Origin of the sequence: Klebsiella sp. PCX, assembly GCF_021869705.1 — a bacterium.
Taxonomy (GTDB): Bacteria; Pseudomonadota; Gammaproteobacteria; order Enterobacterales; family Enterobacteriaceae; genus Klebsiella; species Klebsiella quasipneumoniae.
Map to the genome: position 1 here is coordinate 1020458 of NZ_CP091527.1, position 24234 is coordinate 1044691.

The window sequence follows — 24234 nt, forward strand, 5'->3', positions numbered from 1 at the left end:
ATGCACATTCGCCCTTACCGCGACAGCGATTTGCCACTGCTCTGCCAGATCTTTCTGCGCGCGGTGCGGGAAACGGCCAGCCGGGACTATACCCCGGCGCAGATTGCGGCCTGGGCGCAGGTGGATGAGACGCGCTGGCGGCAAAAGCTGGCTGATTCAATCGGGCTGGTGGCGGAAGTAGAGCATCAACCGGTTGGCTTTATCACCGCCATCGGGACGCATATCGATTTACTCTTCGTCTCGCCGGATCATGGCCGGCAGGGTATTGGCGGCGCGCTTATCGAGGCGCTCTGCGCTCAGTATCCTGCGCAAATCCTGACGGTGGACGCCAGCATTACGGCGAAACCCTGTTTTACAGCCCATGGCTTTAAGGTGGTGGCTGAGCAGCGGGTAGCGGCGCGCGGAGAGTGGTTTATTAACTACCGGATGGAAAGCGCGGGTCGCTAAGGTGAGGCGGGTGAAAAACCGGCGGCGGACTGCCGCCGGTGGTAGTGCTTATTTAGCCGGAATGGCTTTCAGCAGCTCGGTCAGCAGCGTCCAGTACTGGCCGACGCTTTCGATATGTACCTGCTCATCCGGAGAGTGTGGACCAGTAATGGTCGGCCCGATGGAGACCATGTCCATTTCCGGATACGGTTTTTTGAACAGGCCGCATTCCAGACCGGCGTGGATGATCTGGATGTTCGGCGTCTTGTTGAACAGACGCTGATAGGTCTCGCGCACCAGGTGCATCACCGGCGAATTGGCGTCCGGTTGCCAGCCAGGGTAAGCGCCTTTGGCTTCGGTTTTCGCCCCCGCCAGCTTACCCAGAGAATCCAGCATGCTGACCACGTAGTCTTTGCCGCTGTCGATCAGCGAGCGGATCAGGCAGTGGATCTGTACGTTGTCATCGGTCATGGTGACGACGCCGACGTTCAGCGAAGTTTCCACTACGCCTTTCGCCACGTCAGAGTTGCGGATAACCCCGTTCGGCGTGGCGTTCAGCAGACGGATGAAAGTGTCGCGGGAAGCCTGAGTCAGCGCCGCTTTGTCGTTATCGACCGCTTCCAGGAGCACCACCAGGTTCTTCTCTTTGGCCTCCAGCTCGTTTTTCAGCAGCGCCTGGTAAGTATTCACCAGCGCTTTCAGCGCATCGGCTTTATCCGCGGCGACGGCGACAGTAGCGTAAGCTTCACGCGGGATGGCGTTGCGCAACGTGCCGCCGTTGAAATCGACCAGACGCAGATCCAGCTCATCGGCGTGGCCGGCGAGGAAGCGCGACAGCAGCTTGTTGGCGTTACCCAGACCAAGGTGAATATCACCGCCGGAGTGGCCGCCTTTCAGCCCTTTTAAGGTGACTTTAAAGCTCTGGAACCCGGCCGGAATCGCTTCGCGGGTCAGCGCCAGGTTAGAGGTGAAATCGATCCCGCCGGCGCAACCCATGTAGATTTCGCCTTCTTCTTCGGAGTCGGTGTTGATCAGGATATCGGCCTGCAGCCAGTTGGCCTGCAGACCGAAGGCACCGTCCATGCCGGCTTCTTCGGTCATGGTCAGCAGCACTTCCAGCGGGCCGTGAGCGACGCTGTCGTCGGCCAGTACCGCCAGTGCGGACGCCATCCCGATACCGTTGTCCGCGCCCAGCGTGGTGCCGCGCGCTTTCACCCATTCGCCGTCAATGTACGGCTGAATCGGATCTTTGGCGAAGTCGTGGATGGTGTCGTTATTTTTCTGCGGCACCATATCGAGGTGCGCCTGCAGCGCTACCGGCTTACGGTTTTCCATACCGGCAGTCGCGCCTTTACGAATCAGAATGTTGCCAACCTGGTCGCGTTCCGCATGTAAGCCTTTTTCTTTTGCCCAACCCATAATGTGCTCGGCGAGCTGTTCTTCGTGATAGGACGGGTGCGGGATGGAGCAAATCTTGGCAAAAATATCCCAAAGCGGCTGCGGGGATAGTTGAGACAGTTCAGACACGGTAAGTCTCCTTACAGACTCCTGCATACAGCGGTTGCAGGACGAGGGTTAGCGTTAAAATACACAACAAGCCCGGGCTTGCGCGATGGGGTTGAGAATACCACTTTCCACCGCCGCAGGTAGTGTAAACAACGCAAAAAGCGTTGCGCAAACCGCTTAATACTGGTTTTTAGTGCGTCAGATCTCTATAATCTCGCGCAACCATTTTCCCCCTCGAACATTATTTAAGCCGTATTACACAGGCTGGGACACTTCACATGAGCGAAAAATACGTCGTCACCTGGGACATGTTGCAGATTCACGCCCGCAAACTGGCCAGCCGTCTGCTGCCGGTTGAGCAATGGAAAGGCATTATTGCCGTTAGCCGCGGCGGACTGGTACCGGGAGCGTTACTGGCGCGTGAACTGGGCATTCGTCATGTTGATACCGTATGCATCTCCAGCTACGACCATGATAACCAGCGCGAGCTGAAAGTGCTGAAACGTGCGGAAGGCGATGGCGAAGGCTTTATTGTTATCGACGATCTGGTGGATACCGGCGGGACCGCTGTGGCGATCCGCGAAATGTATCCCAAAGCGCACTTTGTCACCATTTTCGCCAAACCGGCAGGCCGTCCGCTGGTTGATGATTACGTGGTTGATATTCCGCAGGATACCTGGATTGAACAGCCGTGGGATATGGGCGTGGTGTTTGTACCGCCTATCGCAGGTCGTTAATTCTTCAGGACAGTGCTATTTACCACGCCCGGCTTGCCGGGCGTGGTTTTTTTTATCCTTTAGCAGGTTACAATATCCGGAGTGGCACTACGACGGAGACTGCACATGTCACAGGCTAACCTTAGCGAAACGCTGTTTAAACCTCGCTTCAAACATCCAGAAACCTCTACGCTGGTGCGCCGGTTTTCTGCCGGAAAACCCCAGGCGATGCAGTCAGCGCTGAGCGGCAATCACGTCGATCACTGGTACCGTCTGATCAATCGCTTAATGTGGATCTGGCGCGGCGTAACCCCGCAGGAGATCCTCGATGTGCAAGCGCGCATTGTGATGAGCGAGGCCGAACGAACCGATCCCGAGCTGTTCGATACCGTTATCGGCTATCGCGGCGGCAACTGGATTTTTGAGTGGGCGAAAGAAGCCATGCAGTGGCAGCAAAAGGCCGGGCAGGAAGCCGATCCTTTGCTGAGCGGCCGCCACTGGCTGCATGCTTCGAACTTGTACAGCATTGCCGCTTATCCGCATATCAAAGGCGATGAGCTGGCGGAACAGGCGCAGGCTTTAGCCAACCGGGCGTATGAAGAGGCCGCCCAGCGACTGCCTGGCGCCCTGCGCGAGCTGGAGTTTACTATCCCTGGCGGCTCGCCGATAACCGGCTTTTTGCATATGCCGAAAGGCGAGGGGCCGTTTCCGACGGTGCTGATGTGCGGGGGGCTGGACTCGCTGCAGACCGATTATTACAACCTGTATGAAAACTACTTCTCACCGCTCGGCATTGCCATGCTGACCCTTGATATGCCCTCCATCGGCTTCTCATCAAAATGGACGCTGAATCAGGACACCAGCCTGCTGCATCAGCACGCGCTGCGCCATCTGGAAAATGTGCCGTGGATTGACCATACCCGAGTCGCCGCCTTCGGCTTCCGCTTTGGCGCCAATATCGCGGTGCGTCTCGGTTACCTGGAGCCGCAGCGGCTGAAGGCCGTAGCCTGTCTGGGGCCGGTGGTCCACGGTCTGCTGGTGGATCCCCTGCATCAGGGGCGCGTGCCGGAGATGTATCTCGACGTGCTGGCCTCGCGGCTGGGCATGCATGACGCATCCGATGAAGCGCTGCGCGTGGAGCTCAATCGCTATTCGCTCAAAACCCAGGGACTGCTGGGGCGCCGTTGCCCGACGCCGATGCTCTCCGGCTTCTGGAAGGATGATCCGTTCAGCCCTGAAGAGGAGTCGCGGTTAATCACCTCGTCATCTGCCGATGGCAAACTGCTGGAGATCCCGTTTAACCCGGTGTATCGCAATTTTGATCACGCATTGCGACAGATCGCCCGCTGGATCAATCATAGATTTGGTTAATTTATTGCTAAATTCTATTGGTTTGGTAAAACAGTTGCATCACTAAAGGAGATCGCAATGACGTTACCGAGTGGACACCTGAAAAGTAAGTTGATCAAGAAATTCACGGCGCTAGGGCCTTACATTCGCGAAGAGCAGTGCCATGACAACCGTTTCTTTTTCGATTGCCTGGCAGTTTGCGTCAATGTTAAGCCCGCGCCGGAGAAGCGTGAATTCTGGGGCTGGTGGATGGAAATGGAAGCACAAGAGTCACGTTTCACCTATAGCTACCAGTTTGGTCTGTTCAATAAAGAAGGGTCATGGCAGGCGGTCGACATTGACGACCCGGAAGTGAGCGACAGACTGGAAAAAACGCTGCGCGAATTTCACGAGCGCGCGGCAGCGCTGCTGACCACGTTTAATCTGAAGCTGGAACCGGCCGACGATTTCAGCGAGCCGGTTCGTCTGCGGGCTTGATTGATCTACGGATACGATTTCTCCACGCCCGTGCGGCGTGGAGGAGCGTGACGAAGACGTTGCCGCCATACCCCTACGCTCAACCCCGCCATCTGACTCACACTACCTGCGGCTGCAGCTTGCCGGCCATCGCCTGCTGAATAATCGGGATCGGAGTCAGTAAGTGCTCGCGCATCAGCGCGCTGGCCTGTTCAGCGTCGCGCGCCAGAATAGCGTCCACCAGAGTCTGATGCTGGACATGCTTATCTTCCAGCATCTCCACCGACAGCACAGTGGTGCGCAGCCAGATGAAGCGGTAGCGGGCCGCCAGGTCGAACAGCCGTTCGCGCATCTGCAGCAGATACTGCGAACCGCAGCCGGCGACGATGGCGGTGTGAAATGCCTGATGGCGCTGGTCCCATTCATCGAGTAAGTGCTCACTCGCTTCGCACGACTCCAGCTTGTTGAGCAGATGGGCGCGAGCCAGCAGCTCGGCTTCCCACTCATCGCCGCCGCGCTCAATGGCGAGGCGCACCAGCATGGCTTCCATGTTGGCGCGCGCGTCGAAGATATCGAGAAGCTCCTGTTCCGACATGGGCGCTACCCGATAGCCTTTCTGATTGACCACCGTCACCAGCCGCTCGGCCACCAGCTGCGAAAGCGCCTCGCGCAGCGGACCGACCCCCAGGGCATAGCGCGAGGTCAACAGGCTCATCCGCAGCTTCTCATCGGGTTGGTAGACCCCGCGGATGATGTCGTTTTTTAACCAACGGTATCCGTCAATGGCCGTCGCCTGGGGAATGGCGGTCATGTTCTTACTCCTGAATACTCTTCCCGGCGGGCGCCGGGAAGAGGGTTAACGCGTATTTTGCAGCGGCAGTTTTTGCCACAATACCAGCTTTTTCCAGCGCGACATAATCGGTACCGTACAAATAATTCCCAATGCTAACAGGCCGGTAGAGAGCACCTCCAGCTGCTGCGCCGGACGGAACAGCATCACCACCAACACGAAGGTGATAAAGGCGATCACCAGCCAGGTCAGGTACGGATAGAGCCACATTCTGAGACGGATCTCGCCACCTTGCGCCTGAAGGATTTTACGCATCCGCAGTTGCGAAACGGCGATCACCAGATAGACCAGCAGAGCGATGGCGCCGGAGCTGTCGATGAGGAATTTAAACACCTTGGCAGGCGCGTAGTAGTTCACCACCACGGTGAGGAATGCCGCGCCGGTGGAGAGGAGCACCGCCACGTACGGCGTTTTGCTGCGGTTGGTCCGGCCCATGATGGCCGGCGCATCGCCGCGGCGGCTCAGGGAGTAGAGCATCCGCGAAGCGGTATACAGCGCCGAGTTCAGACAGCTGGTGACCGACAGGAGGATCACGCCGTCCATAATCAGCTTGGCATAGGGAATATGCAGCAGCTCGAGCACCGAGCGGTAGGAGCCGATGCTCTTCAGCCCCGGCATATTCCACGGGATGAGGGCGACGACGATAAAGATCGAGCACAGATAAAAAATAGAGATACGCCAGATCACCGAGTTGGTGGCGCGCACGATATGTTTATCCGGAGTATCTGATTCGGCGGCGGCAATGGTGACAATCTCCGCGCCCATAAACGAGAACATGGTGATCAGCATCGCGCTGAGCACCGCGCCGAAGCCGTTGGGCATAAAGCCGCCGTGATCCCACAGCCGCGAAATGCCGCTCACCTCGGCATAGGGATAAAAACCGGTAATGGCGACCGCGCCCAGTACGATAAACGCCAGAATAGCGACCACTTTGCACAGCGCCAGCCAGAACTCGAATTCGCCGTAGTTTTTGACGCTCAGCAGGTTACTGCCGGTGAGGGCGAGGGTGATGACCAGGGAGAACAACCACACCGGGACGCCCGGCACCCATGAATGCAAAATAATCGCCGCGATATTGGCTTCCAGCGGAATAACCAGGACCCAAAACCACCAGTACAGCCAGCCGATGGTATACCCCGCCCAGCGGCCGATGGCTTTATCAGCATAGGTGGAAAAGGAGCCGGTATCCGGCGTGGCGACCGCCATTTCGGCCAGCATACGCATAATCATCACCACCAGCAGCCCGGCAAACAGATAGGCCAGCAGCACCGCCGGGCCCGCCTCGGCAATGGCGACGCTGGATCCGACAAATAAACTCGCGCCGATCACCCCGGCGATAGATAACATTGTGACGTGGCGCGACTTCAGTCCCGCCCCTAAATCCTGTGATTGCGACAGTTGCCCCATCATTTACCCTCTCGAAGTGTGTCACCTGGGAGAGCGCCCCGACATTCCCGCGCCGGGGCACGCGTATTATTGTTGTTTTGCAGGTCTCGTCTTCATTCCCTTACTAACGTACTTCATGTCCGCATATCTGTTGTTCTATGCCTGTTTTGCCTCGGTAAAGCAGTCGGCGATGATCTTCAGCCCCTGCTCGATCTGCGCCTCTTCGATGGTCAGTGGCACCAGGATGCGCAGTACGTTGTAGTACGGCCCGCAGGAGAGCAGGATCAGGCCTTTGTCGCGCGCGCGGGCGACGATATCCGCCGTGAGTCTTGCGTTCGGTCTGCTGCGGTCGCCCTCTTCAAACAGCTCGATGGCGATCATCGCTCCCAGACCACGGACATCGCCGATCTCCGGATGCTCTTCAGCGATCGCCAGCAGGCCCTGGCGCAGGGTATCGCCGAGCTGGTTGGCTTTTTCCAGCAGGTTTTCCTGCTCGAAAATCTGCAATACCGCCAGGGCGGCGGCGCAGGCGATGGGGTTGCCGGCGTAGGTGCCGCCCAGTCCGCCGGGGGCGATGGCGTCCATCACCTCCGCACGGCCGGTGACGCCCGCCAGCGGGAAACCGCCGGCGATGGATTTGGCGAAGGTGGTGATATCCGCCGCGACGCCCATCTGCTCCATGGCGAACAGGGTACCGGTGCGGCCCGCGCCGCTCTGAACCTCATCGGCGATGAGCATAATGCCGTGCTCGTCGCACAGAGCGCGCAGGCGCTGCATAAAGGCCGGGGAGGCGGCATAGAATCCGCCTTCACCCTGCACCGGCTCGATAATGATGGCGGCGATATCTTCCGGCCCGGCATCGTTTTTGAAGATGCGATGGATGCTGGCGATCGCCTCGTCATCGCTGACGCCGTGCAGCGCGCACGGGTAGAGGGCGCGATAGACGTGGCCCGGCATTAAGCCCATACCGGCGGAGTAAGGATTCACTTTACCGGTCAGCGACAGGGTGTAGTGGGTACGGCCGTGATAGGCGCCGGTGAAGGCGATAGCGCCGCTGCGCCCGGTTGCCGCGCGGGCGATCTTCACCGCGTTCTCCACCGCTTCCGACCCAGTGGTGACCAGCAGGGTTTTCTTGGCGAAATCACCTGGCACCTTCTGGTTCATCTTTTCGCACAGCGCCAGGTAGGGCTCGTAGGCCAGCACCTGGAAGCAGGTATGGGACAGCTTTTTCAGCTGGTCCTCCACGGCGGCGACGATCTGCGGATGCAGGTGGCCGGTATTGAGCACCGCGATCCCCCCGGCAAAATCGAGATATTCCCGCCCTTCGACGTCCCACACCAGGCAGTTCTCCGCGCGCTCGGCGAAGATAGGATGGATCTGGCCGACGCCGCGCGGGACCGCGTCGCTGCGACGCGCCATTAATGCTTTATTGCTGTTCATCCGACACTCCTGTTAAAGGCCAATGCACATGTATTTGATTTCTAAGTAGTCTTCGATACCGTACTTCGACCCTTCGCGGCCGAGGCCGGAGGCCTTAACGCCGCCGAACGGAGCGACTTCGGTGGAGATAATGCCGGTATTGATGCCGATGATGCCGTACTCCAGCGCTTCGCCGACGCGGAACACGCGGCTCAGATCGCGGGCGTAGAAATAGGCGGCGAGGCCGAACTCGGTATCGTTGGCCTGGGCAATGACGTCGGCTTCATCTTTAAAGCGGAACAGAGGGGCCAGCGGGCCGAAGGTCTCCTCCTTCGCCACTTTGGCGCTGTCAGGAACGTTGACCAGGATGGTCGGCTGGAAGAAGTTGCCGCCCAGGGCGTGCGGTTTGCCGCCGGTGACCACCTTCGCGCCTTTGGCGATGGCGTCGGCAATGTGTTCTTCAACTTTGGCGACGGCTTTCTCGTCGATCAGCGGGCCGGTGGTGACCCCGTCCTGCAGGCCGTCGCCAATGCGCAGTTTTTCCACCGCCTGCTGCAGCTTCTCGGCGAAACGGTCATACACCCCGTCCTGGACGTACAGGCGGTTAGCGCAGACGCAGGTTTGCCCGGCGTTGCGGAACTTCGATGCCAGCGCCCCCTGGACGGCTTTGTCGAGGTCGGCATCGTCGAAGACGATAAACGGCGCGTTGCCGCCCAGCTCCAGGGAGACTTTTTTGATGTCTTTCGCGCACTGCTCCATCAGCTGGCGGCCAATCTCGGTCGAGCCGGTAAAGGAGAGCTTGCGCACCAGCGGGTTACTGGTCAGTTCGCCGCCGACCGCGCCGGCTGAGCCGGTGACCACGTTGAACACCCCGGCGGGGATCCCGGCGCGATTCGCCAGTTCGGCCAGCGCCAGCGCAGAAAACGGCGTCTGGCTGGCCGGTTTCAGGACCATGGTGCAGCCCGCAGCCAGCGCCGGGCCCGCTTTGCGGGTGATCATCGCCGCCGGGAAGTTCCACGGGGTGATGGCGGCGGTAACGCCGATAGGCTGCTTAATCACCAGCAGGCGCTTGTCGGCCTGGTGGCCAGGAATGGTGTCGCCGTAAATGCGTTTACCTTCTTCAGCGAACCATTCAATAAAGGAGGCGGCGTAGCTGATTTCACCTTTGGCTTCCGCCAGCGGTTTCCCCTGCTCGAGGGTCATCAGACGAGCGAGATCGTCCTGATTCTCCATCATAAGATCGAACCAGCGGCGCAGAATGTTCGCCCGCTCTTTGGCGGTGAGGGCACGCCAGGCGGGAAGGGCGCGGTTAGCGGCCTCGATCGCTTGTCGGGTTTCGTCGGCGCCCATTTTCGGCACGCTGCCGAGCTGCTCGCCGTTGGCCGGGTTGGTCACCGCAATCACGTCGCCGTTGGGCGCATCGCGCCACTGACCATCAATCAGCGCCTGCTGGCGAAACAGAGTCATATCGTTGAGTTGCATAATCGCTTCCTGTCTTCAGGGGGTTAACGGGTAAAAGCGGCGTGTAGTGTCTCCACGCTACGTGCCGCACGCAGCGTGCGTCCGGGATTGCTCTGGCTGGCCAGCAGGGTCTGCACCTTGCTGACGATATGCGCGCCGATCGGGATAGCCGACGTCGCCGCCGGCGACGGCGCGTTACAGGTGTGAATGGAACGCGCGGTGGTGACAAAGAGAAAATCGTCGATCAGTTTGCCTTGCGGCGACACCGCCTGCGCCCGCACGCCGGCCGGCCACGGGCGTAAATCGCTGAGCGTCAGGCTCGGGCAGTATTTCTGCACCAGCCGCAGATAGCCGCTTCTGCACAGCGAATTCTTCATTTCACCCAGTCCGGAGCGCAGGTTGTTTTGCAGCACCCGGCGGATGCCGGGCGAGGTGAGGATCTCCAGGGTATCGGCCAGCGAGATATCACGCTTGCGATAGCCTTCGCGCTTCAGGGCCAGCACGGCGTTGGGGCCGACGGTGACGCTGCCGTCGATCATGCGGGTCAGGTGGACGCCGAGGAACGGCATCGCCGGATCGGGGATCGGATAGATCAGATGGTTGACGATCTGATTGTGCTGCGGGGCAAGCTGGAAATACTCCCCGCGGAACGGGCAGATGATAAACCCGGGATCGACGCCGAGCATTTTCACCAGCCGATCGGCCATCAGCCCGGAGCAGGTAATCAGCGTCGAGGCCTCATACTCACCGCCCTGACGGGTACGGATCACCACGCCGCTGGCGTGTTCTTTCAGGGCGGTGACTTCGGCGTTGTAGACAATGGCGCCGCCTTTCGATTCGAAGTTCTTCGCCATCGCCGCCGCCACGTCGCGGTAGCTGACGATGCCGCTGGAAGGGACGAATATCCCGCCGAGTCCGGTAATGTTCGGTTCGCGCTCGCGCAGCTCCCCGGCGCTCAGCCATTCCCGCTGCAGGCCGTTGGCGGCGGTGCGATCCCACAGGGCGCGCATCCGCTCCATCTCCAGCGGCGAGGTGGCGACCAGCATCTTGCCGCAGACGTCATAGCGGATGCCGTTCTGCTCGCAAAAGGCCTTGGTAGCGCGGTTGCCGGCGAGGCAAAACTGCGCCTTGAGGCTGCCGGGGGTGTAATACACCCCGGCGTGGATCACGCCGCTGTTGTGGCCGGTCTGATGGCAGGCCGGGCCGGACTCTTTTTCCAGCAGCGCAATGCGGGCGTCCGGGTAAATCTCAATTAACTGCATGGCGGTCGACATGCCGATGATGCCGCCGCCGATAATCACGAAATCATACATCCGCTCAATTCCTTCGCCTGAAAACCCTTATTGATGAGTCTGGTAATGATTCGTGGAATACGCAAAGTAGCCGCGCTGGCGCATCAGCTCGCGGCGCAGGTCCGGGTGCGGCGTAAAGCGGTCGCGGCCGTGCAGCCAGAACAGGTTGTTAATCAACAGAAATTTGCCTACCGGCACCGGTATAGAAAGAATGTTTTTGCTGGTCTCCAGCGCGTCGGAGAGGCGGCTCAGCCAGGTGCCCTCTTCGAAATCTTTCGGCTGGACGAACTGGTCGATATAGCGCATCACCGGGCGACCCAGCTGGTCGACGTCGAACACCGGGTGGAAAACATCTTTGCTGACGTTTTTGCTCGGCGGCGCGGCCCAGCGCATCGGGCGGCGGGCGAGCGGGTCGCGGAAGAATTCGTCGAGGTGCTCCCAGTCGTCGAGATGCAGCAGCAGGGAATTGCCGCCCTGCATGTTCTGCTCGTCGATCTTCATCATCAGCACGTAGTCGGTTTGCTCTTCGACGTAGGTACCGTCGTTGTGCAGCTCCATCACCCGGTGCGGCTGGCGCAGGTAGCTGTCGGAATTATCGACGTTTTTCACCACGAAGCGGGCGTAATACTGGCCGCTCATGGCGTCGAAGTTGGAACGGCCAATCAGGTGGGCGACGGCGGTGGCCAGCTTGACCATCTCTTCGGCCTGGCTGACGTTATCGATCCCTTCGCCGTTGATCAGCAGCGCGCCTTCCGCGCGATCGAGCAATGTTTTGATCAGCAGCGGCTGCAGCTGGTTGCCGCACAGATCGTCGAGGATCTTGCCCACCTGGAAGCGTAAGAAAGATTTGTACTCCAGCGCCTGCACCGGCCACTGCGCGACCTGCTGCAGAAACTGGGTGGTGGTGTCCGCGGAAAAGGTGAGCTCCAGCAGGCGCGGCGACTGGGCGGAAGGGGAGACGGTAAAGCCAGGGTATTGCTGGGCTAACGGCGCGGGTGTCGGTTTTACTGCGGTCAGGGCGTTCATCAGGATCGTTCCTCGCTGTAAGGTCAGGGTGATGTTCATTTCGTAGCCATAAATTAAAAATATCTACATTTTTATAAAATGCGTACGAAATAGCCTTTTTGTTTCCATTTTGTGATCTGACAACAATTATTTAACAATGCGGGAGGGGGATAAGGTGGTGGTGAAAGTTGAGGAGCAGAGCGAGCGGCGGATAGCGCAAAAAATGGGGGTAGGCTGACGGGAAATCGTAATACCGGTCACAGTTTTTAATCTGCACAATACCCTTACCAGATGAAGGTGTTAATATTCAGCCGGTAAATACCTTTCAATGCTCACCGAGGCTTCGATGCTGGAGAATGTCATTATCAGATAATCAGCTTCCCGACCTGCCCAGGCCGGACTGATTATCGCTGCGCTTAAACCTTACGCACACACCTGCGGGTGTAGGCATGTTTTCGCACATGATAATGAACAGGTTTCAGTATGAATTTATCCCGTCAGGAACAACGGACCTTACACGTACTCGCCAAAGGTGGCCGTATTGCGCACGTCCGCGATACCTCCGGCCGCATTACCGCCGTCGAATGCTACACCCGGGAAGGGCTGTTGCTGAGCGACTGTACCCTCGCGGTCTTCAAAAAGCTCAAAACCAAAAAGCTGATTAAGTCGGTGAATGGCCAGCCGTACCGGATCAACACCACCGGTTTGAATAACGTTCGCGCGCAGGCGGACAACCGCTGATACAGCGACCCGGGCAGGGTCGCTGCCCGGGCGTATGGCTCTCAAGGAGAAACACCCATGATCGATATCCCTCGCATTTTTACTATCAGTGAAAGCGAACACCGTATTCATAACCCTTTTACCCCGGAAAAGTACGCCACGCTGGGACGGGCGCTGCGAATGGCGCCGGGCACCACCATTCTTGACCTCGGCAGCGGCTCCGGCGAGATGCTCTGTAGCTGGGCGCGCGATCATCAGATCGTCGGCACCGGGGTGGACATGAGTCTGCTATTCAGTCAGCAGGCGGCCGCCCGGGCAGAGGCGCTCGGGGTGAGCGACCGGGTGACCTTTGTGCACCAGGATGCCAGCGGATATGTCGCCAGCCAGCCGTGCGATATTGCCGCCTGCGTGGGGGCAACGTGGATCGGCGGCGGAGTGGCAGGCACGATTGCGCTACTGAAGCAGAGTCTTAACCCAGGCGGCATGCTGCTTATCGGCGAGCCATGGTGGCGCAAACGCCCCGCCACGGCGGAAGAAGCGGTTGCCTGCGGCGCGCAGTCACCCGATGACTTCCTGACGCTGCCGGCGCTGGTCGCTCACTTTGGCGAACTGGGCTATGACGTGGTGGAGATGGTACTGGCCGACCAGGAGGGCTGGGATCGTTATGAAGCGGCGAAATGGCTGACGATGCGCCGCTGGCTGGAGGCCAATCCGCACGATGACTTCGCGCCGGAGGTTCGCCAGCAGTTGACCACTGCGCCGCTACACCACGTCACCTGGACCCGGGAATATCTCGGCTGGGGCGTGTTTGTCCTGATGGCGCGTTAACCGGTATGTCGGTAGCGTCAGGAGGCGCTACCGACCATTTTCAGACCTTCAGCTCGTCGTAGCTGACCATGACGTGCTGGCGAAAGGCGGGCCGTGCGGTTAGCCGTGCATAATACGCCGCAAGGTGGGGGAGGGGACGACGGGTGATATCGATTGCAAAGTAGCGGTACAGCACATGGCCAAACTGGATATCGGCCAGGGTGAAGGTATCGCCCACCAGATAGCGACTGCCGGCGAGACGTGCCTCGGCAATCGCCAGCTTTTGCTCCAGGGCCGTCACCGCCGCGGCGATGGCCTGCGGATCCCGCTCGGCGGCGGGCGTGCGCACCACGCGCCAGAACACCGGCGCCGTAAAGCCGAGGGCGATATTCTGCTTTGACCACTCGGCCCAGCGATCAACCTCTGTACGAGCCAGCAGTTCGCCCGGCCAGAAGGCGTCGTCGGCGTAGCGACTGGCTAAATAGCGAAGGATCGCGCCGGTTTCCCACAGCGGCGGATTTTCGTCATCCTGCAGCACTGGCACCGTACGATTGGGATTGAGCTGATAAAACGCCTCGCTGTCGGTACCGCCATAGCGATGCCCCACGTCGAACCGGAGATAGTCCAACCCAAGCTCGCCAACACACCACATCAGCGCCTGCACGTTAGAGGAGGTTTTTCGGCCCCAGATGGTCAGCATCGGGATCTCCAGAGAATAATGAAAGAAGGAGCATAGCAGGTTGGGTTGAAAAGAGGAGGGGGCACAAAAGAAATGAACCACCTCGCCGCGCAGGGGGCGGACGCGCTGGTCAGATGTTCAAACCAGGGGCGTAGCTGAGCCAGCTATTCAGTGCACAGTATAAGAGGAAGAAACAGAGGGCAGCAGTTTGCCCTCTGTTTACTTGTGTGGTTTTGTACTAAGGTGTGGCACTAAAAAACTCGCCAAACTTGACGGCCAGCCAGCCGACAGGCGTCGTGGCGCCGCCGACGATATTGGTGATCTCGGCCATCCCTTCCGGCACTGGAATATGCGAGTTCACCGCCGCCTGAGTGTATTCTTGCGAAATGTCCGTCCCGACATACAGGATGCAGGTCACGATCAGGGTTCCGGTTATGAACATGCGGAACATATTTCGTTTACAGAACGGCGTGACCATTGCCAGCAGGAACATTAATGAAGCCAGATCGACAAAGGGCAGTACGCGGTTGCCGGGCAGAATGATAGACAGCACCACAGCCATAGGGATTAACAGCAGACCGGTCGCCAGTACCGAAGGTTCACCGATCAGTAACGCCGTATCCATCCCGATGTAAAAATCGCGCCCCGGGAATTTAGCCTTCAGTTTTGCTTCAGCGGCATCACGGACAATCAACAATCCCTGCACCAGAATTTCAATCATTTTAGGCAGTAGCAGCATGGCGGCTGAAACCTTAATGGCCAGTGAAACGGCAGCAGAAACGTCATATCCCGCCAGGAAGGCCAACAGCAGTCCCAGCACAAATCCCAGGGTAAGAGGCTCGCCAAAAACGCCGAATTTTTTATTAATACTTTCCGGATCGAAATTGATTTTATTGATAAGCGGGATCTTATCAATGATGTAATTACAGGCAATGCCAAACGGCACGTAAGCTATACAGGTAAGATGTGGGAATGATATCCCTTTAAGATTATAGTTTTTTTGTAAATATGGAGCCGTTAAATCTGCCGCCAATAGCGTCAACACAAAAATAGCGAATGTAATACCGACCGAAAGCCAGTAATTTCCCGTTCCGGCATAGACCACAGACCCCATGATCAGGAAAATCCAGTAGTTAAAAATATCGATATTCACCGTTTTGGTTAATTTCAACAGAAGCATAGCCAAGTTGATGACGATAAAGCCCACCACGACGGGCAGCATCAGCGGCGAACCCCAGCCAATGGTCGATGCGGTAGGCCAACCGGTATCAACGACCGTTAACTGCAGGCCGATACGCTCAACCATCGCCTGCGATGCGGGGCCCAGATTTGTCAGCAGCAGGCCAATCACCAGCCCCACCCCTTCAAAACCAATGCCTACCAGCATTCCTGCTTTAAATGCCGTACCGATTTTAACGCCAAAGCAAAGCGCGATAATAAAGAATATTACTGGCATCATTACTGATGCCCCCAGACTAATAATGCTGTTGATAATATCCATAATGATTCCTTAAAAGGCGGGCGAATTGGGCACGAGTTAACCCGTGCCCATTGGGCCCTGTTAATACCTTTAATGGTTCTTTTAGTATTTAACTGAGTTTCTTTAAAAGGATCTCAGCGAAGAGTTTGGGCGAATTACTGAATGCGTCAATGGTACTCCCGGCAATATGCGGCGTAATGGTCACGTTATTCAGTGTATAGAATGCACTGTCGTCAGGGAGTGGCTCGTCATCAAAGGTATCAAGCGCGGCGCCCATGATTTGCCCGGATCTGAGCGCATCAATCATCTCTTTTTCATTGATTAACCCAGAGCGTGCCGTGTTAACAATGATGGCACTGCGCTTCATTAGCGCGAAATGGTGTGCGTTAATCAGATTTTCGGTTTCCGGCGTCAGGCGAGCATGTAACGAGATAACGTCGGCGCGTTGTACCAGTTCGTCCAGAGAATCGACTTTCTCATAACGTTCATGGTCTGCAACGTACTTATCGTAAAAGATAATCTCCGTGCCAAAGCCGCTGAGAAATCCCGCAACCAGTTGGGCAATATGACCGAGGCCAACCAGCCCCACGACTTTTCCGCCAAGCTCCGGGATCGCCTGATGGTTCGGACTGTCTTTACGCCAGTATTTGTCACGCAGGGCATCGTGTGAACGGGCGATATTGCGCATTTCCGCCAGGATCATGCCGACCGTGAATTCGGCGACGCTGCGAGCGTTACGCCCCGGTGTGTTTATCACCTCAACGCCCCGGGCGTTCGCCACCTGAAGATTCACGTTTTCAACGCCACCGCGGAGCACGCCTACATATTTCAGCTTTGGTAGTTTATCGAACACCGCAGTATTGACGGGGGCAAACTGAGTGATCAGGATGTCAATATCATCCGTTCCCTGAAGCAGCGCTTCCGGTAAGGCCACCGCTTCTGCTCCTTCCTGTTCAACCCGCAGATTATCTTCCTGAAGTTTCTCAACGGAGTCATGTGACCACTCGCGTATTTCTACTTCAATTCCCTTATCCCTGAGCGCTTTCAGTCCTGATTCCATCATCGCTGCATTGATAAACAGATCGGCAATTGCCAGACATTTCATAATGATTCTCCCTAGATTAACGCATCAACATACCGCCGGTAACGTCCAGAGTTGCTCCCGTCATATAGCTGGTCTTAGGAGAAACCATGAAGACTCCGATGTCGGCAATTTCTTGCGGCTGGGCCACGCGGCCCACCGGAATACGACTGACGTAATAGTCAGGGTTTTGCTCAATGTTCTTACGGATCATCGCAGTATCCATGATCCCGACGGCGATATTGTTCACATTGATTTTTTGTTTGGCGACTTCCCGCGCCAGAGAGATAGCAAAGGCGACCAGGCCGGCCTTACTTGCCGCGTAGTGCGCATGTCCCGTCGTGGAGCCGTGGAACGCGGCCTGCGAGGTAATATTCAGAATGCTGCCCATCTGGTCATGCTGCAGGCAGTGATTTACAAACAGCTGGCTGAGATGGAAGATGGCTTTCAGATTGACATTCATCACCAGATCCCAGTCCTGCGGGCTGATCTCGGTGACGTAGCCGCTCAGCCAGATCCCGGCGTTATTCACCAGAATGTCGGCTTTGCCCAGTCTGTCGATACAGGTGGCAAACAGATTTTCCCGGCTCTGCTCGTCAGAGAGATCGGTTTTGACCGCGATGATCTCTACGTTCGCGCTGGCCTTCACCGTTTCGATCAGCCGTTCGGGATGCTCTTCCTCACGCATATAGGTAAAGCAGATATTGACGCCTTCTTTGGCGAGAGAAAGAACAAACTCTTTCCCCAGGCCGGTTGCGCCGCCTGTCACGATGGCCGTACGATTCGTTAAATTCAGATCCATTTTTTCCTCACTTAGTGCGCGATGTAGTTGCTGCAGCTTTTCCACGGCGACTGCATTTCTGATAACAGGTTTTTATAAAGCTGGTATTTGGTCTGGTAGACCCGGTGGTTTTCCGGATTAGGGGAGACGGTGCGTGAGACATGGACCATGTCGTTTGAGGCCGCAAATACCTCCGCAAACCAGCCCACCATGACGGCGGCGGTCATCGCGGTACCCAGGGTCCCGTGCTCTTTGACGTCAACGATTTCCAGCGTGGCCTGGAAGATATCGGCGAATATCTGCAGCCAGACCGGGGAGTTCGTGACGCCGCCAGCAATACGAATAGTGCGGCTTAACTTCGGGTTAATATTGCGTAAGCGCTCGGTGTGGTAGAGATGGCTGAAGGCCACGCCCTCATAAATCGCCCGCAGAAAATGGGCTTTTTTATGGAAGCTGTTGACACCGATAAAGCCGGCCGAGGCGTCGGGAATGGTGTTAGAGCCAAACACGAACGGAAAGAACAGCAGGTGACTTTCATCCGGCGTCGTTGATGAAACCAGCTTATTGCACAGGTCATAGACCGACGATCCTTGTTCGGCGGAGGTTTTCCGGTCGCTCTCCATAAAGTTGTTAATAAACCACTCCAGGTTGCTCGCGGAGGTGGGGCTGGCCTCGGTGATGAGCCATTTACCCTCAATGGGATAAATGGAGGTCATAAACAGATCTTTATCAATAACCGGGTGGTCGGTAACGTATTCGTTTATGCTCCAGGTGCCGGTGACGATCGCCATCTTATCGAGACTATTAATCCCCGAGGCAATGGAAGAGGCCGAGATATCAAACACCCCGCCAGAAACCGGCGTACCTGCGCATAAACCGGTCAGACGGGCCACGTCGTCAGTGATTTTTCCGCAGCATTCTGTTGAGCGTTTGATGGGGGGCAATTTGTCCCGCAGTTCATCAAGTCCCCACCATGCCAGTAGTTCATCGTCATACTGGCAGTCACGTACGTTGATCAGGTTGGTCCCTGAGATATCGGTCAGCTCAAGAAAAGCCTCTCCGGTCAGGTAAAAACGGATCAGGTCCTTGACCATAAAAATATAACGCGCTTTTTGCAGCGTCTCGGGCTCGAACTCCTTCAGCCATGCCAGCAGGGCGACAGGTTGTCCGGCCCAGATGGACTGCATTGTTTTTGGCAAAATGTCGGTAAGGAATTCTGGCGAGCGTTGCCATCTCTCAACGTACTCTTTTGCCCGGCTATCGGTGGATATAATGCCGTTACGCACCGGGTGACCTTCTTCGTCGACCAGATACAGACCGTTACCATGACCGGTGACGGCCACTCCTTTTATCTGGCTGGCGTCGATACCTGATTGCGCAATCGTTTTTTTAATCACTTCGACATTAGCGGCCCACAGCTCATCGATACTGCGCTCTGTGTGGAATTCCCGGGGTGTCAGCATCTGCGTGGATTTTGAGGCGATGGCGAGCACCTGTCCTTTACGGTCATAGATGGCTGCCTTGGTGACGGTTCCACCATTGTCGATGCCCATGACGTATTCATCTTTCATTCGCGTGGACTCCTTATTGGTTACCATAAGCCGGGCTCGCTGGTGGTTATCCCTTTAAATCCGGCATGGAATATTTTATCTACAAGGTATTTGCGCTTAACAAAGCCTCCGGCGATGAATACCACATCAAAGCCTTTCAAATTTCGGCTAATCAACTCCAGACACTGGCAGGCATATTCAGCAGGTAAGATTTCAATTGCGTCCGGTGGACTGTGTTTAACAATATCGAGCGACTGATCAAGCGATCGCGAATCGATAAGTAAAACCCGATATACGGTCAGCAATCCCTCCTTTTTGGCGTAGCGTAGCGCGGAGAGATTGGAAGAAATAACACCATCAACCTTGTAATAATTTTTCAGCAGATTGATCCCCGCCTGATCCGGTTTGAAGCCGCCCAGTAATTCAAGGTGAACGAGGACCTTCTTACCGCTTTGATGGCATTTGCCAATCAGCGACTGCAGATTGCCGATATTCGCTTCGGATAGCAGCACATATTCTGACTGGCAGGATAATGCTTTTTCAAAGTATTTATACTTCCTGATGGAAGGGATGATGGTGTTATTCGAAATCATATTAATTTCCGATGTTATTTAGCCATGTAGAGGCTGTATGCATCTTCCGCTGTTGCGTTTTCATGGATGATGGCATTCAGGCCTGCTACCACTTTCGCCGGCTGCGGATCCTGGGTAATGTTTCGTCCCACAGCCACGCCTTTCGCACCCATCTGCATACAGTGCTGAACAAATTTGAAGTAACCGTCGATGCCGGTTTTTGGCCCTCCTAAGGCAAGCACCGGCACGCCGGCAGCTTCAACGATCAGTCGGTCCTCTGGTGAACCGGTAAAACGCGTTTTGATGACGTCCGCGCCCAGCTCCACCGCTGCGCGGGCCGATGCAGCGATGATGGCCGGATTGTTAGAATCATCGCTGGTGACGGGATAACCATACGGGAGCGATTCGACAATCAGCGGTACGTTCCAGCGATCCGCTGCCTGCGCGAGTTGCATCGCCATAATGTGGGTTTTTTCTTCATTGAAGGCGCCGGGGAAGGTCATGCAGACCACGCCCTCGGCAGCGACTTTAAGCGCATCTTCGACGGAAAAAACGGGGGTAGTATCGGGAACGGTATTGTCAAAGATACTGACCGTGCTGTCGACGCGTAAGACAACGGGAACGCTGTTTAATGCTTCCCGATAATTCTTCAACATGCCGTACGTGACGAGCGCACAATCCAGGCCGTGTTCCACCAGAGCAGGGAGCTGATTTATCGTATTATCAATACCATTTGTTTTCGTGGAAAAATAGTAGCCATCCAGCGCTAAGGTCACGGATTTACCATCTTTTGCGAATATTCTTGAGAGACGACGTTCTTTAGACATTTATTTACTCCTGAGATAAAAAAACAAAAAAAAGCCCTCAGAGACTCGCGTCTCTGAGGGCTTTCTGTTCACATACCCTTTTGATAATGGTTCGGGATTCCAAAGCATTATCAATGCAATTTTTTAGCAAAGTGAGAAAGGTTTAACTTGTTTAAATTAAATCTGTTCTCTTGCGTGATTAAATAACTAACACACGCGATAACTTATTGTCCAGTTGGTATCGTTGAAATGAGAGATTCATCACATCAATATGTTGTATTCCATGAGAAGTGCCGGGTTAAATACAGAAACAGAACCTTTAAAAACCAGGCAATAACGCATCCGGTCAAGGGTGAGAACGCCAGGCGTTTATTTCATCCGCATGAAGATCGCATCCATGCATGCCTATGCCTGCAGGTCGTCATCTACAACGCGCATTTATTCCTGTCCGGATGGCGTACAAAAACGCTATAGCAATGTTGTCGGCATGGCGATCTGTCCTTACTGATTTCATCCTGCCGCCCGGGCAAATTACTCGTCCGCTTTGTGCGCCCAGGCAGGCATCGCCGTCAGATAACGTTTTGCCCGTTTCCGTGATTCCGCTACGCCCACCTTTTGCCAGGAGTCGAGAAAAGCCGCCAGACCGGATACGGCCTCTTCCCAGGATTTCAGATTACCGTCGCTGTCGCTGCAATACGCGCAATATTTATCGCTGGCCCCTTGCGCATCAGGTGCGGACATCGGCATTCCGCAGGCCTGGCAAAACCTTTCGTGCTGTGTCATAGATCGCTCCTCCTGTCGTTTGGTTGTCTACTAAACATACAGAATTTACGCATGGCGCTTAGCGTTTCAGATCAATAGATCCTGCCGTAACCGTTGTTGGGGATCTTCTGTCGGGGAGGGGGAGTGCGGGAGGGATAACGGGAACTTACTCCGTATCGCACAGCTATCGCCTCCCTTATTTTTTATTGATGCAACGGTTGATCGCAGGCCGCGAGTATGGATTCATGCATCGCTTCGGAAAGTGTCGGATGCGCAAAGATCATCGACAGGAGACTTTCATCTGTGGCCTCCAGGTGACGGGCGATGCCAAAGCCCTGGATCTGTTCCGTGACCTGTGCGCCAACCATATGCGCGCCCAGCAACTCGCCGGTTTCAGCATCGAAAATCGTCTTCACAAAACCCTCTGTCTCGCCGCTGGCCAGCGCCTTACCATTGCTCTGATAAGAGAACTTACCGATCCTGACGGGCCGTCCCCTGGCCAGAGCCGTCGATTCCGTCAGGCCCAGACTGGCAACCTGAGGCCGGGCATAAGTGCAACCGGGCACATAGTCGCGATCAAGCGGATGGGCGCCTTCGACACCGGCCAGTGTCTCAACGCAGATCACGCCTTCGTGGCTGGCCTTGTGCGCCAGACACGGCGGGCCGGCTACATCGCCGATGGCATAAAGCCCGAATACGTTAGTGCGACAAGCCGCGTCCGTCTTGATAAAACCGCGGTCTAACTCAACGCCCAGCGTTTCCAGCCCCAGATCTTCAATATTCGGCTGTACGCCGACCGCCAGCAGCACACGTTCGACATCCTGGGAATATTCGCCGCCGGTGTTTTTCAGTGTGCAGCGCACCCCGGTATCGGTGAGCTGTACTTGCGTCACCAGGGTCTGGGTATGGACCTGAATACCGCGTTTTTCGAATGACTTACGCACTGCTGCAGACACCTCGACATCTTCCACTGGCAAAATCTGCGAAGCTAGCTCGACCAGCGTTACTTTACAGCCCAGATCGTTATAAAGGCTGGCGAACTCGACGCCAATCGCCCCTGAACCGATGATTAAGAGCGACTTGGGCAATCGCTTAGGCCGCAGCGCCTCGAAATAGGTCCAGATATATTCGCCATCTGGCGTGATGCCTGGTAATGCGCGTGGTCGGGCGCCGGTTGCCAGGATCACGTGATCGGCCCGGTAATCGCGCGCCTCCCCTCGGCCATCCTCGACCGTTATTTGCCCCTTGCCGCGCAGCCGCGCGGTGCCATCAATGACCTGCACGCCATTTTTCTTCAACAGGTACGCAACCCCTGCGGTGAGCTGTTGCGATACGGTACGGCTAAATTGCACCAGTTTTTGCAGATCGACGTTCACCTCGCCCACGCTGATGCCCAGCTGACTGGCATGGGTGATAGTGTGCGCAACCTCAGCGCCATGCAGCAGCGCCTTGGTTGGAATGCATCCCCAGTTCAGGCAGATGCCGCCCAGATGCTGTTTTTCCACTAATGCGGTACGAAGCCCTAGCTGACCGGCACGGATGGCGGCAACGTATCCCCCAGGACCACCGCCGATGATCAGCACATCGTATTTATCGTGCATAGCTCGTCTCCTGGATAAACATCAAGGTCGGGGTTTCAATCAGTCGCTTGAGTTCCCGGAGAAAAGCCGCACCTGCCGCGCCATCGATGACCCGGTGATCGCAGGATAGCGATACCGTCATTTGCTGGCGCGCGACGATTTGCCCGTCGCGTACTACCGCCCGGAGCTCGCCGGCGCCAATGGCGAGGATTGCGCTTTGCGGTGGATTGATGATGGCGTCAAACTGCCGGACGCCGAGCATTCCCAGATTTGACACGCTAAAGGTCCCGCCCTGGAACTCTTCCGGCTTCAGCGTGCCCGCTTTGGCTCTGGTCACCAGCGAGTGAATTTCGTTCGATATGTCGCTAATCGATTTCCGGTTCGCCGAGCGAACAATAGGGGTAATTAGCCCGGCAGGCAGCGCAACGGCCACCGAAATGTCGGCATCCGCAAAGCGGCGGATACTTTGTGTCGCTTCATCAAACTGGATGTTGACGTCAGGCACGGCCACTAGAGCCAGGGCGCAGGCCTTCACCAGCAGGTCATTAACCGAAATCTTGGCGCCGGGTACTTCGCGGTTAATGTCCTGACGTAACGCTAACAGTCGTTCCAGATCGAGATCGACGTTCAAACGGAAATGGGGAGACTGTTGCTTGGACGTTTGCAGGCGAGAAGCGATAGCCCGCCGCATACCGGACATCGGGATGCTCTCAAAGGGTGCCGGGGCACTCTCCTGCACTGGGCTAGTCTGCGGTTGCTCGTCGAGTAACAACGCTGCGGCCAGCACATCATCGCGACTCACCCGACCGCGTGAACCGCTGCTTCGGCAGTCATGTAAGTTGATACCCAGTTTGCCGGCCAGACGGCGCGCCAGCGGGGTGGCCGATACCTGGCTATCATCGGCATGCGAGCGGGGCGCTTTGCTGCGACGAATGGGGGGCGTCGGAGAGGCCAGACGACCGCCGGCGGCCACGATCGCGCTTTCCAGATCAGAAACAGAGATACGCTCCCCGCGCCCGCTGCCGCGGACTTTTTTCAGGTCGACACCCCAGCGGGCAGACAGTCTTAACGCATGGGGCGTGGCATTAACCTGAGTCACATCGGTCACGCCTTGCAGACTGACGGGGATATCGGTCTGCCCAACAGGGGGCTCGGGGCTGTTGGATGGCGGGGAAACAACGGAAGCTGGCTTAGCGCCTGCCTGTGCCGCTACGCCCGGCGCGGCACACTCCGGGCCAGGGGCTGCGGGTTTCGCCGAAGCCAGGCTGGCAGCAAATTTGTCCAGTTCAGCATCGCTGACCGACGCGTCAGCCGCCAGGGCCAGCACGGCGCCTACCTGAAGCGTCTCACCCTCGCGGGCGATTATCCGACGTAACGTACCAGCAAAGGGTGCCTCCAGCACATTAACGATTTTACTGGTTTCAATCTCACAGATTTCCTGCCCTGGGGTGAAGCTGTCACCCTCCTGGATTGCCCACCGAGCGAGCAAGCCTTCCTCCATGGAAAGCCCCCACTTTGGCATTTCAAGCGTCTTGATTTCGCTCATAGG

At 56.7% G+C, this 24234-nt stretch carries 23 protein-coding genes; 6 read left to right on the plus strand and 17 right to left on the minus strand.

The genetic code is table 11. The features are described 5' to 3' along the window. A complete protein-coding gene (locus GQR96_RS04730) occupies positions 1 to 447 on the plus strand; it encodes a GNAT family N-acetyltransferase (RefSeq protein WP_065903446.1) in 447 nt (148 codons plus the stop codon). A gap of 48 nt (positions 448 to 495) precedes the next feature. On the opposite strand, the gene pepD is transcribed toward GQR96_RS04730, so the two are convergent. Then, entirely contained in the window at positions 496 to 1953 is a 1458-nt protein-coding gene (gene pepD, locus GQR96_RS04735; protein ID WP_065878128.1) for a cytosol nonspecific dipeptidase, read from the minus strand. A 257-nt stretch (positions 1954 to 2210) separates the two neighbouring features. Here pepD and gpt point away from each other — a divergent pair, with 257 nt between their 5' ends. The 3 genes from gpt (at position 2211) to crl (ending at position 4475) form a co-directional block, all read left to right on the plus strand. After that, complete coding sequence (gene gpt / locus GQR96_RS04740) at positions 2211 to 2669, plus strand: xanthine phosphoribosyltransferase (protein ID WP_002889733.1); 459 nt, start codon at positions 2211 to 2213, stop codon at positions 2667 to 2669. Positions 2670 to 2774: 105 nt separating this feature from the next. Further along, on the plus strand, positions 2775 to 4019 hold the full coding sequence (gene frsA / locus GQR96_RS04745; protein WP_042937964.1) for an esterase FrsA: 1245 nt from the start codon (positions 2775 to 2777) through the stop codon (positions 4017 to 4019). 57 nt (positions 4020 to 4076) lie between these two features. Beyond that, the gene (crl, locus tag GQR96_RS04750) at positions 4077 to 4475 is read left to right on the plus strand and encodes a sigma factor-binding protein Crl (protein ID WP_002889793.1); all 399 of its coding nucleotides are present in this window, start codon (positions 4077 to 4079) and stop codon (positions 4473 to 4475) included. 97 nt (positions 4476 to 4572) lie between these two features. On the opposite strand, the gene csiR is transcribed toward crl, so the two are convergent. The 6 genes from csiR to glaH all read right to left on the minus strand — a co-directional run bounded on the left by csiR (position 4573) and on the right by glaH (position 11888). After that, positions 4573 to 5265 carry a DNA-binding transcriptional regulator CsiR gene (gene csiR, locus GQR96_RS04755; protein ID WP_064794568.1) on the minus strand — a complete coding sequence of 231 codons (693 nt, stop codon included), beginning with the start codon at positions 5263 to 5265 and terminating at the stop codon, positions 4573 to 4575. Between the two features lie 45 nt (positions 5266 to 5310). Then, entirely contained in the window at positions 5311 to 6711 is a 1401-nt protein-coding gene (gabP, locus tag GQR96_RS04760) for a GABA permease (RefSeq protein ID WP_064794585.1), read from the minus strand. 135 nt (positions 6712 to 6846) lie between these two features. Beyond that, a complete protein-coding gene (gabT, locus tag GQR96_RS04765; protein WP_065903449.1) occupies positions 6847 to 8130 on the minus strand; it encodes a 4-aminobutyrate--2-oxoglutarate transaminase in 1284 nt (427 codons plus the stop codon). Positions 8131 to 8142: 12 nt separating this feature from the next. Continuing rightward, positions 8143 to 9591 (minus strand): NADP-dependent succinate-semialdehyde dehydrogenase, encoded by a 1449-nt coding sequence (gene gabD, locus GQR96_RS04770; protein WP_065903451.1) that lies wholly within the window; start codon positions 9589 to 9591, stop codon positions 8143 to 8145. Between the two features lie 23 nt (positions 9592 to 9614). Beyond that, positions 9615 to 10883, minus strand: a complete 1269-nt coding sequence (gene lhgO, locus GQR96_RS04775; RefSeq protein ID WP_065903454.1) for an L-2-hydroxyglutarate oxidase — start codon at positions 10881 to 10883, stop codon at positions 9615 to 9617. Positions 10884 to 10910: 27 nt separating this feature from the next. Continuing rightward, positions 10911 to 11888, minus strand: a complete 978-nt coding sequence (gene glaH, locus GQR96_RS04780) for a glutarate dioxygenase GlaH (RefSeq protein ID WP_025999352.1) — start codon at positions 11886 to 11888, stop codon at positions 10911 to 10913. A 462-nt stretch (positions 11889 to 12350) separates the two neighbouring features. Here glaH and GQR96_RS04785 point away from each other — a divergent pair, with 462 nt between their 5' ends. Together GQR96_RS04785 and GQR96_RS04790 are read left to right on the plus strand one after the other, a co-directional pair. Further along, positions 12351 to 12608 carry a YjhX family toxin gene (locus GQR96_RS04785; RefSeq protein ID WP_002889848.1) on the plus strand — a complete coding sequence of 86 codons (258 nt, stop codon included), beginning with the start codon at positions 12351 to 12353 and terminating at the stop codon, positions 12606 to 12608. Between the two features lie 57 nt (positions 12609 to 12665). Further along, on the plus strand, positions 12666 to 13415 hold the full coding sequence (locus tag GQR96_RS04790; RefSeq protein WP_004204668.1) for an SAM-dependent methyltransferase: 750 nt from the start codon (positions 12666 to 12668) through the stop codon (positions 13413 to 13415). A 40-nt stretch (positions 13416 to 13455) separates the two neighbouring features. Here the strand turns inward: GQR96_RS04790 and GQR96_RS04795 are convergent, their stop codons facing one another. The 10 genes from GQR96_RS04795 to GQR96_RS04840 form a co-directional block, all read right to left on the minus strand. Next, on the minus strand, positions 13456 to 14094 hold the full coding sequence (locus tag GQR96_RS04795) for a glutathione S-transferase family protein (protein ID WP_048323085.1): 639 nt from the start codon (positions 14092 to 14094) through the stop codon (positions 13456 to 13458). A gap of 217 nt (positions 14095 to 14311) precedes the next feature. Continuing rightward, entirely contained in the window at positions 14312 to 15574 is a 1263-nt protein-coding gene (locus GQR96_RS04800) for a PTS galactitol transporter subunit IIC (protein WP_004204671.1), read from the minus strand. Between the two features lie 88 nt (positions 15575 to 15662). After that, positions 15663 to 16658 carry a 2-hydroxyacid dehydrogenase gene (locus GQR96_RS04805; protein ID WP_053810735.1) on the minus strand — a complete coding sequence of 332 codons (996 nt, stop codon included), beginning with the start codon at positions 16656 to 16658 and terminating at the stop codon, positions 15663 to 15665. A gap of 16 nt (positions 16659 to 16674) precedes the next feature. After that, a complete protein-coding gene (locus tag GQR96_RS04810) occupies positions 16675 to 17436 on the minus strand; it encodes an SDR family NAD(P)-dependent oxidoreductase (RefSeq protein ID WP_004204674.1) in 762 nt (253 codons plus the stop codon). A gap of 11 nt (positions 17437 to 17447) precedes the next feature. Then, complete coding sequence (locus GQR96_RS04815) at positions 17448 to 18986, minus strand: FGGY-family carbohydrate kinase (RefSeq protein ID WP_065903456.1); 1539 nt, start codon at positions 18984 to 18986, stop codon at positions 17448 to 17450. A 20-nt stretch (positions 18987 to 19006) separates the two neighbouring features. Next, positions 19007 to 19558 (minus strand): glycerol-3-phosphate responsive antiterminator, encoded by a 552-nt coding sequence (locus tag GQR96_RS04820; protein WP_002889866.1) that lies wholly within the window; start codon positions 19556 to 19558, stop codon positions 19007 to 19009. A gap of 14 nt (positions 19559 to 19572) precedes the next feature. Beyond that, the gene (locus GQR96_RS04825; protein ID WP_002889868.1) at positions 19573 to 20364 is read right to left on the minus strand and encodes a class I fructose-bisphosphate aldolase; all 792 of its coding nucleotides are present in this window, start codon (positions 20362 to 20364) and stop codon (positions 19573 to 19575) included. Positions 20365 to 20874: 510 nt separating this feature from the next. Continuing rightward, a complete protein-coding gene (locus GQR96_RS04830) occupies positions 20875 to 21126 on the minus strand; it encodes a zinc ribbon domain-containing protein (protein ID WP_023288528.1) in 252 nt (83 codons plus the stop codon). A gap of 182 nt (positions 21127 to 21308) precedes the next feature. Continuing rightward, on the minus strand, positions 21309 to 22706 hold the full coding sequence (gene lpdA, locus GQR96_RS04835; RefSeq protein ID WP_065903460.1) for a dihydrolipoyl dehydrogenase: 1398 nt from the start codon (positions 22704 to 22706) through the stop codon (positions 21309 to 21311). Further along, the gene (locus GQR96_RS04840; RefSeq protein ID WP_065903463.1) at positions 22696 to 24231 is read right to left on the minus strand and encodes a 2-oxo acid dehydrogenase subunit E2; all 1536 of its coding nucleotides are present in this window, start codon (positions 24229 to 24231) and stop codon (positions 22696 to 22698) included. The genes lpdA and GQR96_RS04840 overlap by 11 nt, the downstream gene beginning before the upstream one ends. Positions 24232 to 24234: the final 3 nt, after the last annotated feature.

Excerpts from the sequence above, each read along its gene's own strand:
- GQR96_RS04830 (WP_023288528.1), bottom strand. The coding sequence starts at position 21,126 with ATGACACAGCACGAAAGGTTTTGCCAGGCCTGCGGAATGCCGATGTCC.
- gabP (WP_064794585.1), bottom strand. The coding sequence starts at position 6,711 with ATGGGGCAACTGTCGCAATCACAGGATTTAGGGGCGGGACTGAAGTCG.
- GQR96_RS04795 (WP_048323085.1), bottom strand. The coding sequence starts at position 14,094 with ATGCTGACCATCTGGGGCCGAAAAACCTCCTCTAACGTGCAGGCGCTG.
- GQR96_RS04810 (WP_004204674.1), bottom strand. The coding sequence starts at position 17,436 with ATGGATCTGAATTTAACGAATCGTACGGCCATCGTGACAGGCGGCGCA.
- lhgO (WP_065903454.1), bottom strand. The coding sequence starts at position 10,883 with ATGTATGATTTCGTGATTATCGGCGGCGGCATCATCGGCATGTCGACC.
- crl (WP_002889793.1), top strand. The coding sequence starts at position 4,077 with ATGACGTTACCGAGTGGACACCTGAAAAGTAAGTTGATCAAGAAATTC.
- csiR (WP_064794568.1), bottom strand. The coding sequence starts at position 5,265 with ATGACCGCCATTCCCCAGGCGACGGCCATTGACGGATACCGTTGGTTA.
- GQR96_RS04820 (WP_002889866.1), bottom strand. The coding sequence starts at position 19,558 with ATGATTTCGAATAACACCATCATCCCTTCCATCAGGAAGTATAAATAC.
- glaH (WP_025999352.1), bottom strand. The coding sequence starts at position 11,888 with ATGAACGCCCTGACCGCAGTAAAACCGACACCCGCGCCGTTAGCCCAG.
- GQR96_RS04730 (WP_065903446.1), top strand. The coding sequence starts at position 1 with ATGCACATTCGCCCTTACCGCGACAGCGATTTGCCACTGCTCTGCCAG.
- GQR96_RS04800 (WP_004204671.1), bottom strand. The coding sequence starts at position 15,574 with ATGGATATTATCAACAGCATTATTAGTCTGGGGGCATCAGTAATGATG.
- GQR96_RS04825 (WP_002889868.1), bottom strand. The coding sequence starts at position 20,364 with ATGTCTAAAGAACGTCGTCTCTCAAGAATATTCGCAAAAGATGGTAAA.
- gabD (WP_065903451.1), bottom strand. The coding sequence starts at position 9,591 with ATGCAACTCAACGATATGACTCTGTTTCGCCAGCAGGCGCTGATTGAT.
- gpt (WP_002889733.1), top strand. The coding sequence starts at position 2,211 with ATGAGCGAAAAATACGTCGTCACCTGGGACATGTTGCAGATTCACGCC.
- GQR96_RS04785 (WP_002889848.1), top strand. The coding sequence starts at position 12,351 with ATGAATTTATCCCGTCAGGAACAACGGACCTTACACGTACTCGCCAAA.
- frsA (WP_042937964.1), top strand. The coding sequence starts at position 2,775 with ATGTCACAGGCTAACCTTAGCGAAACGCTGTTTAAACCTCGCTTCAAA.
- GQR96_RS04815 (WP_065903456.1), bottom strand. The coding sequence starts at position 18,986 with ATGAAAGATGAATACGTCATGGGCATCGACAATGGTGGAACCGTCACC.
- lpdA (WP_065903460.1), bottom strand. The coding sequence starts at position 22,706 with ATGCACGATAAATACGATGTGCTGATCATCGGCGGTGGTCCTGGGGGA.
- GQR96_RS04805 (WP_053810735.1), bottom strand. The coding sequence starts at position 16,658 with ATGAAATGTCTGGCAATTGCCGATCTGTTTATCAATGCAGCGATGATG.
- gabT (WP_065903449.1), bottom strand. The coding sequence starts at position 8,130 with ATGAACAGCAATAAAGCATTAATGGCGCGTCGCAGCGACGCGGTCCCG.
- GQR96_RS04840 (WP_065903463.1), bottom strand. The coding sequence starts at position 24,231 with ATGAGCGAAATCAAGACGCTTGAAATGCCAAAGTGGGGGCTTTCCATG.
- GQR96_RS04790 (WP_004204668.1), top strand. The coding sequence starts at position 12,666 with ATGATCGATATCCCTCGCATTTTTACTATCAGTGAAAGCGAACACCGT.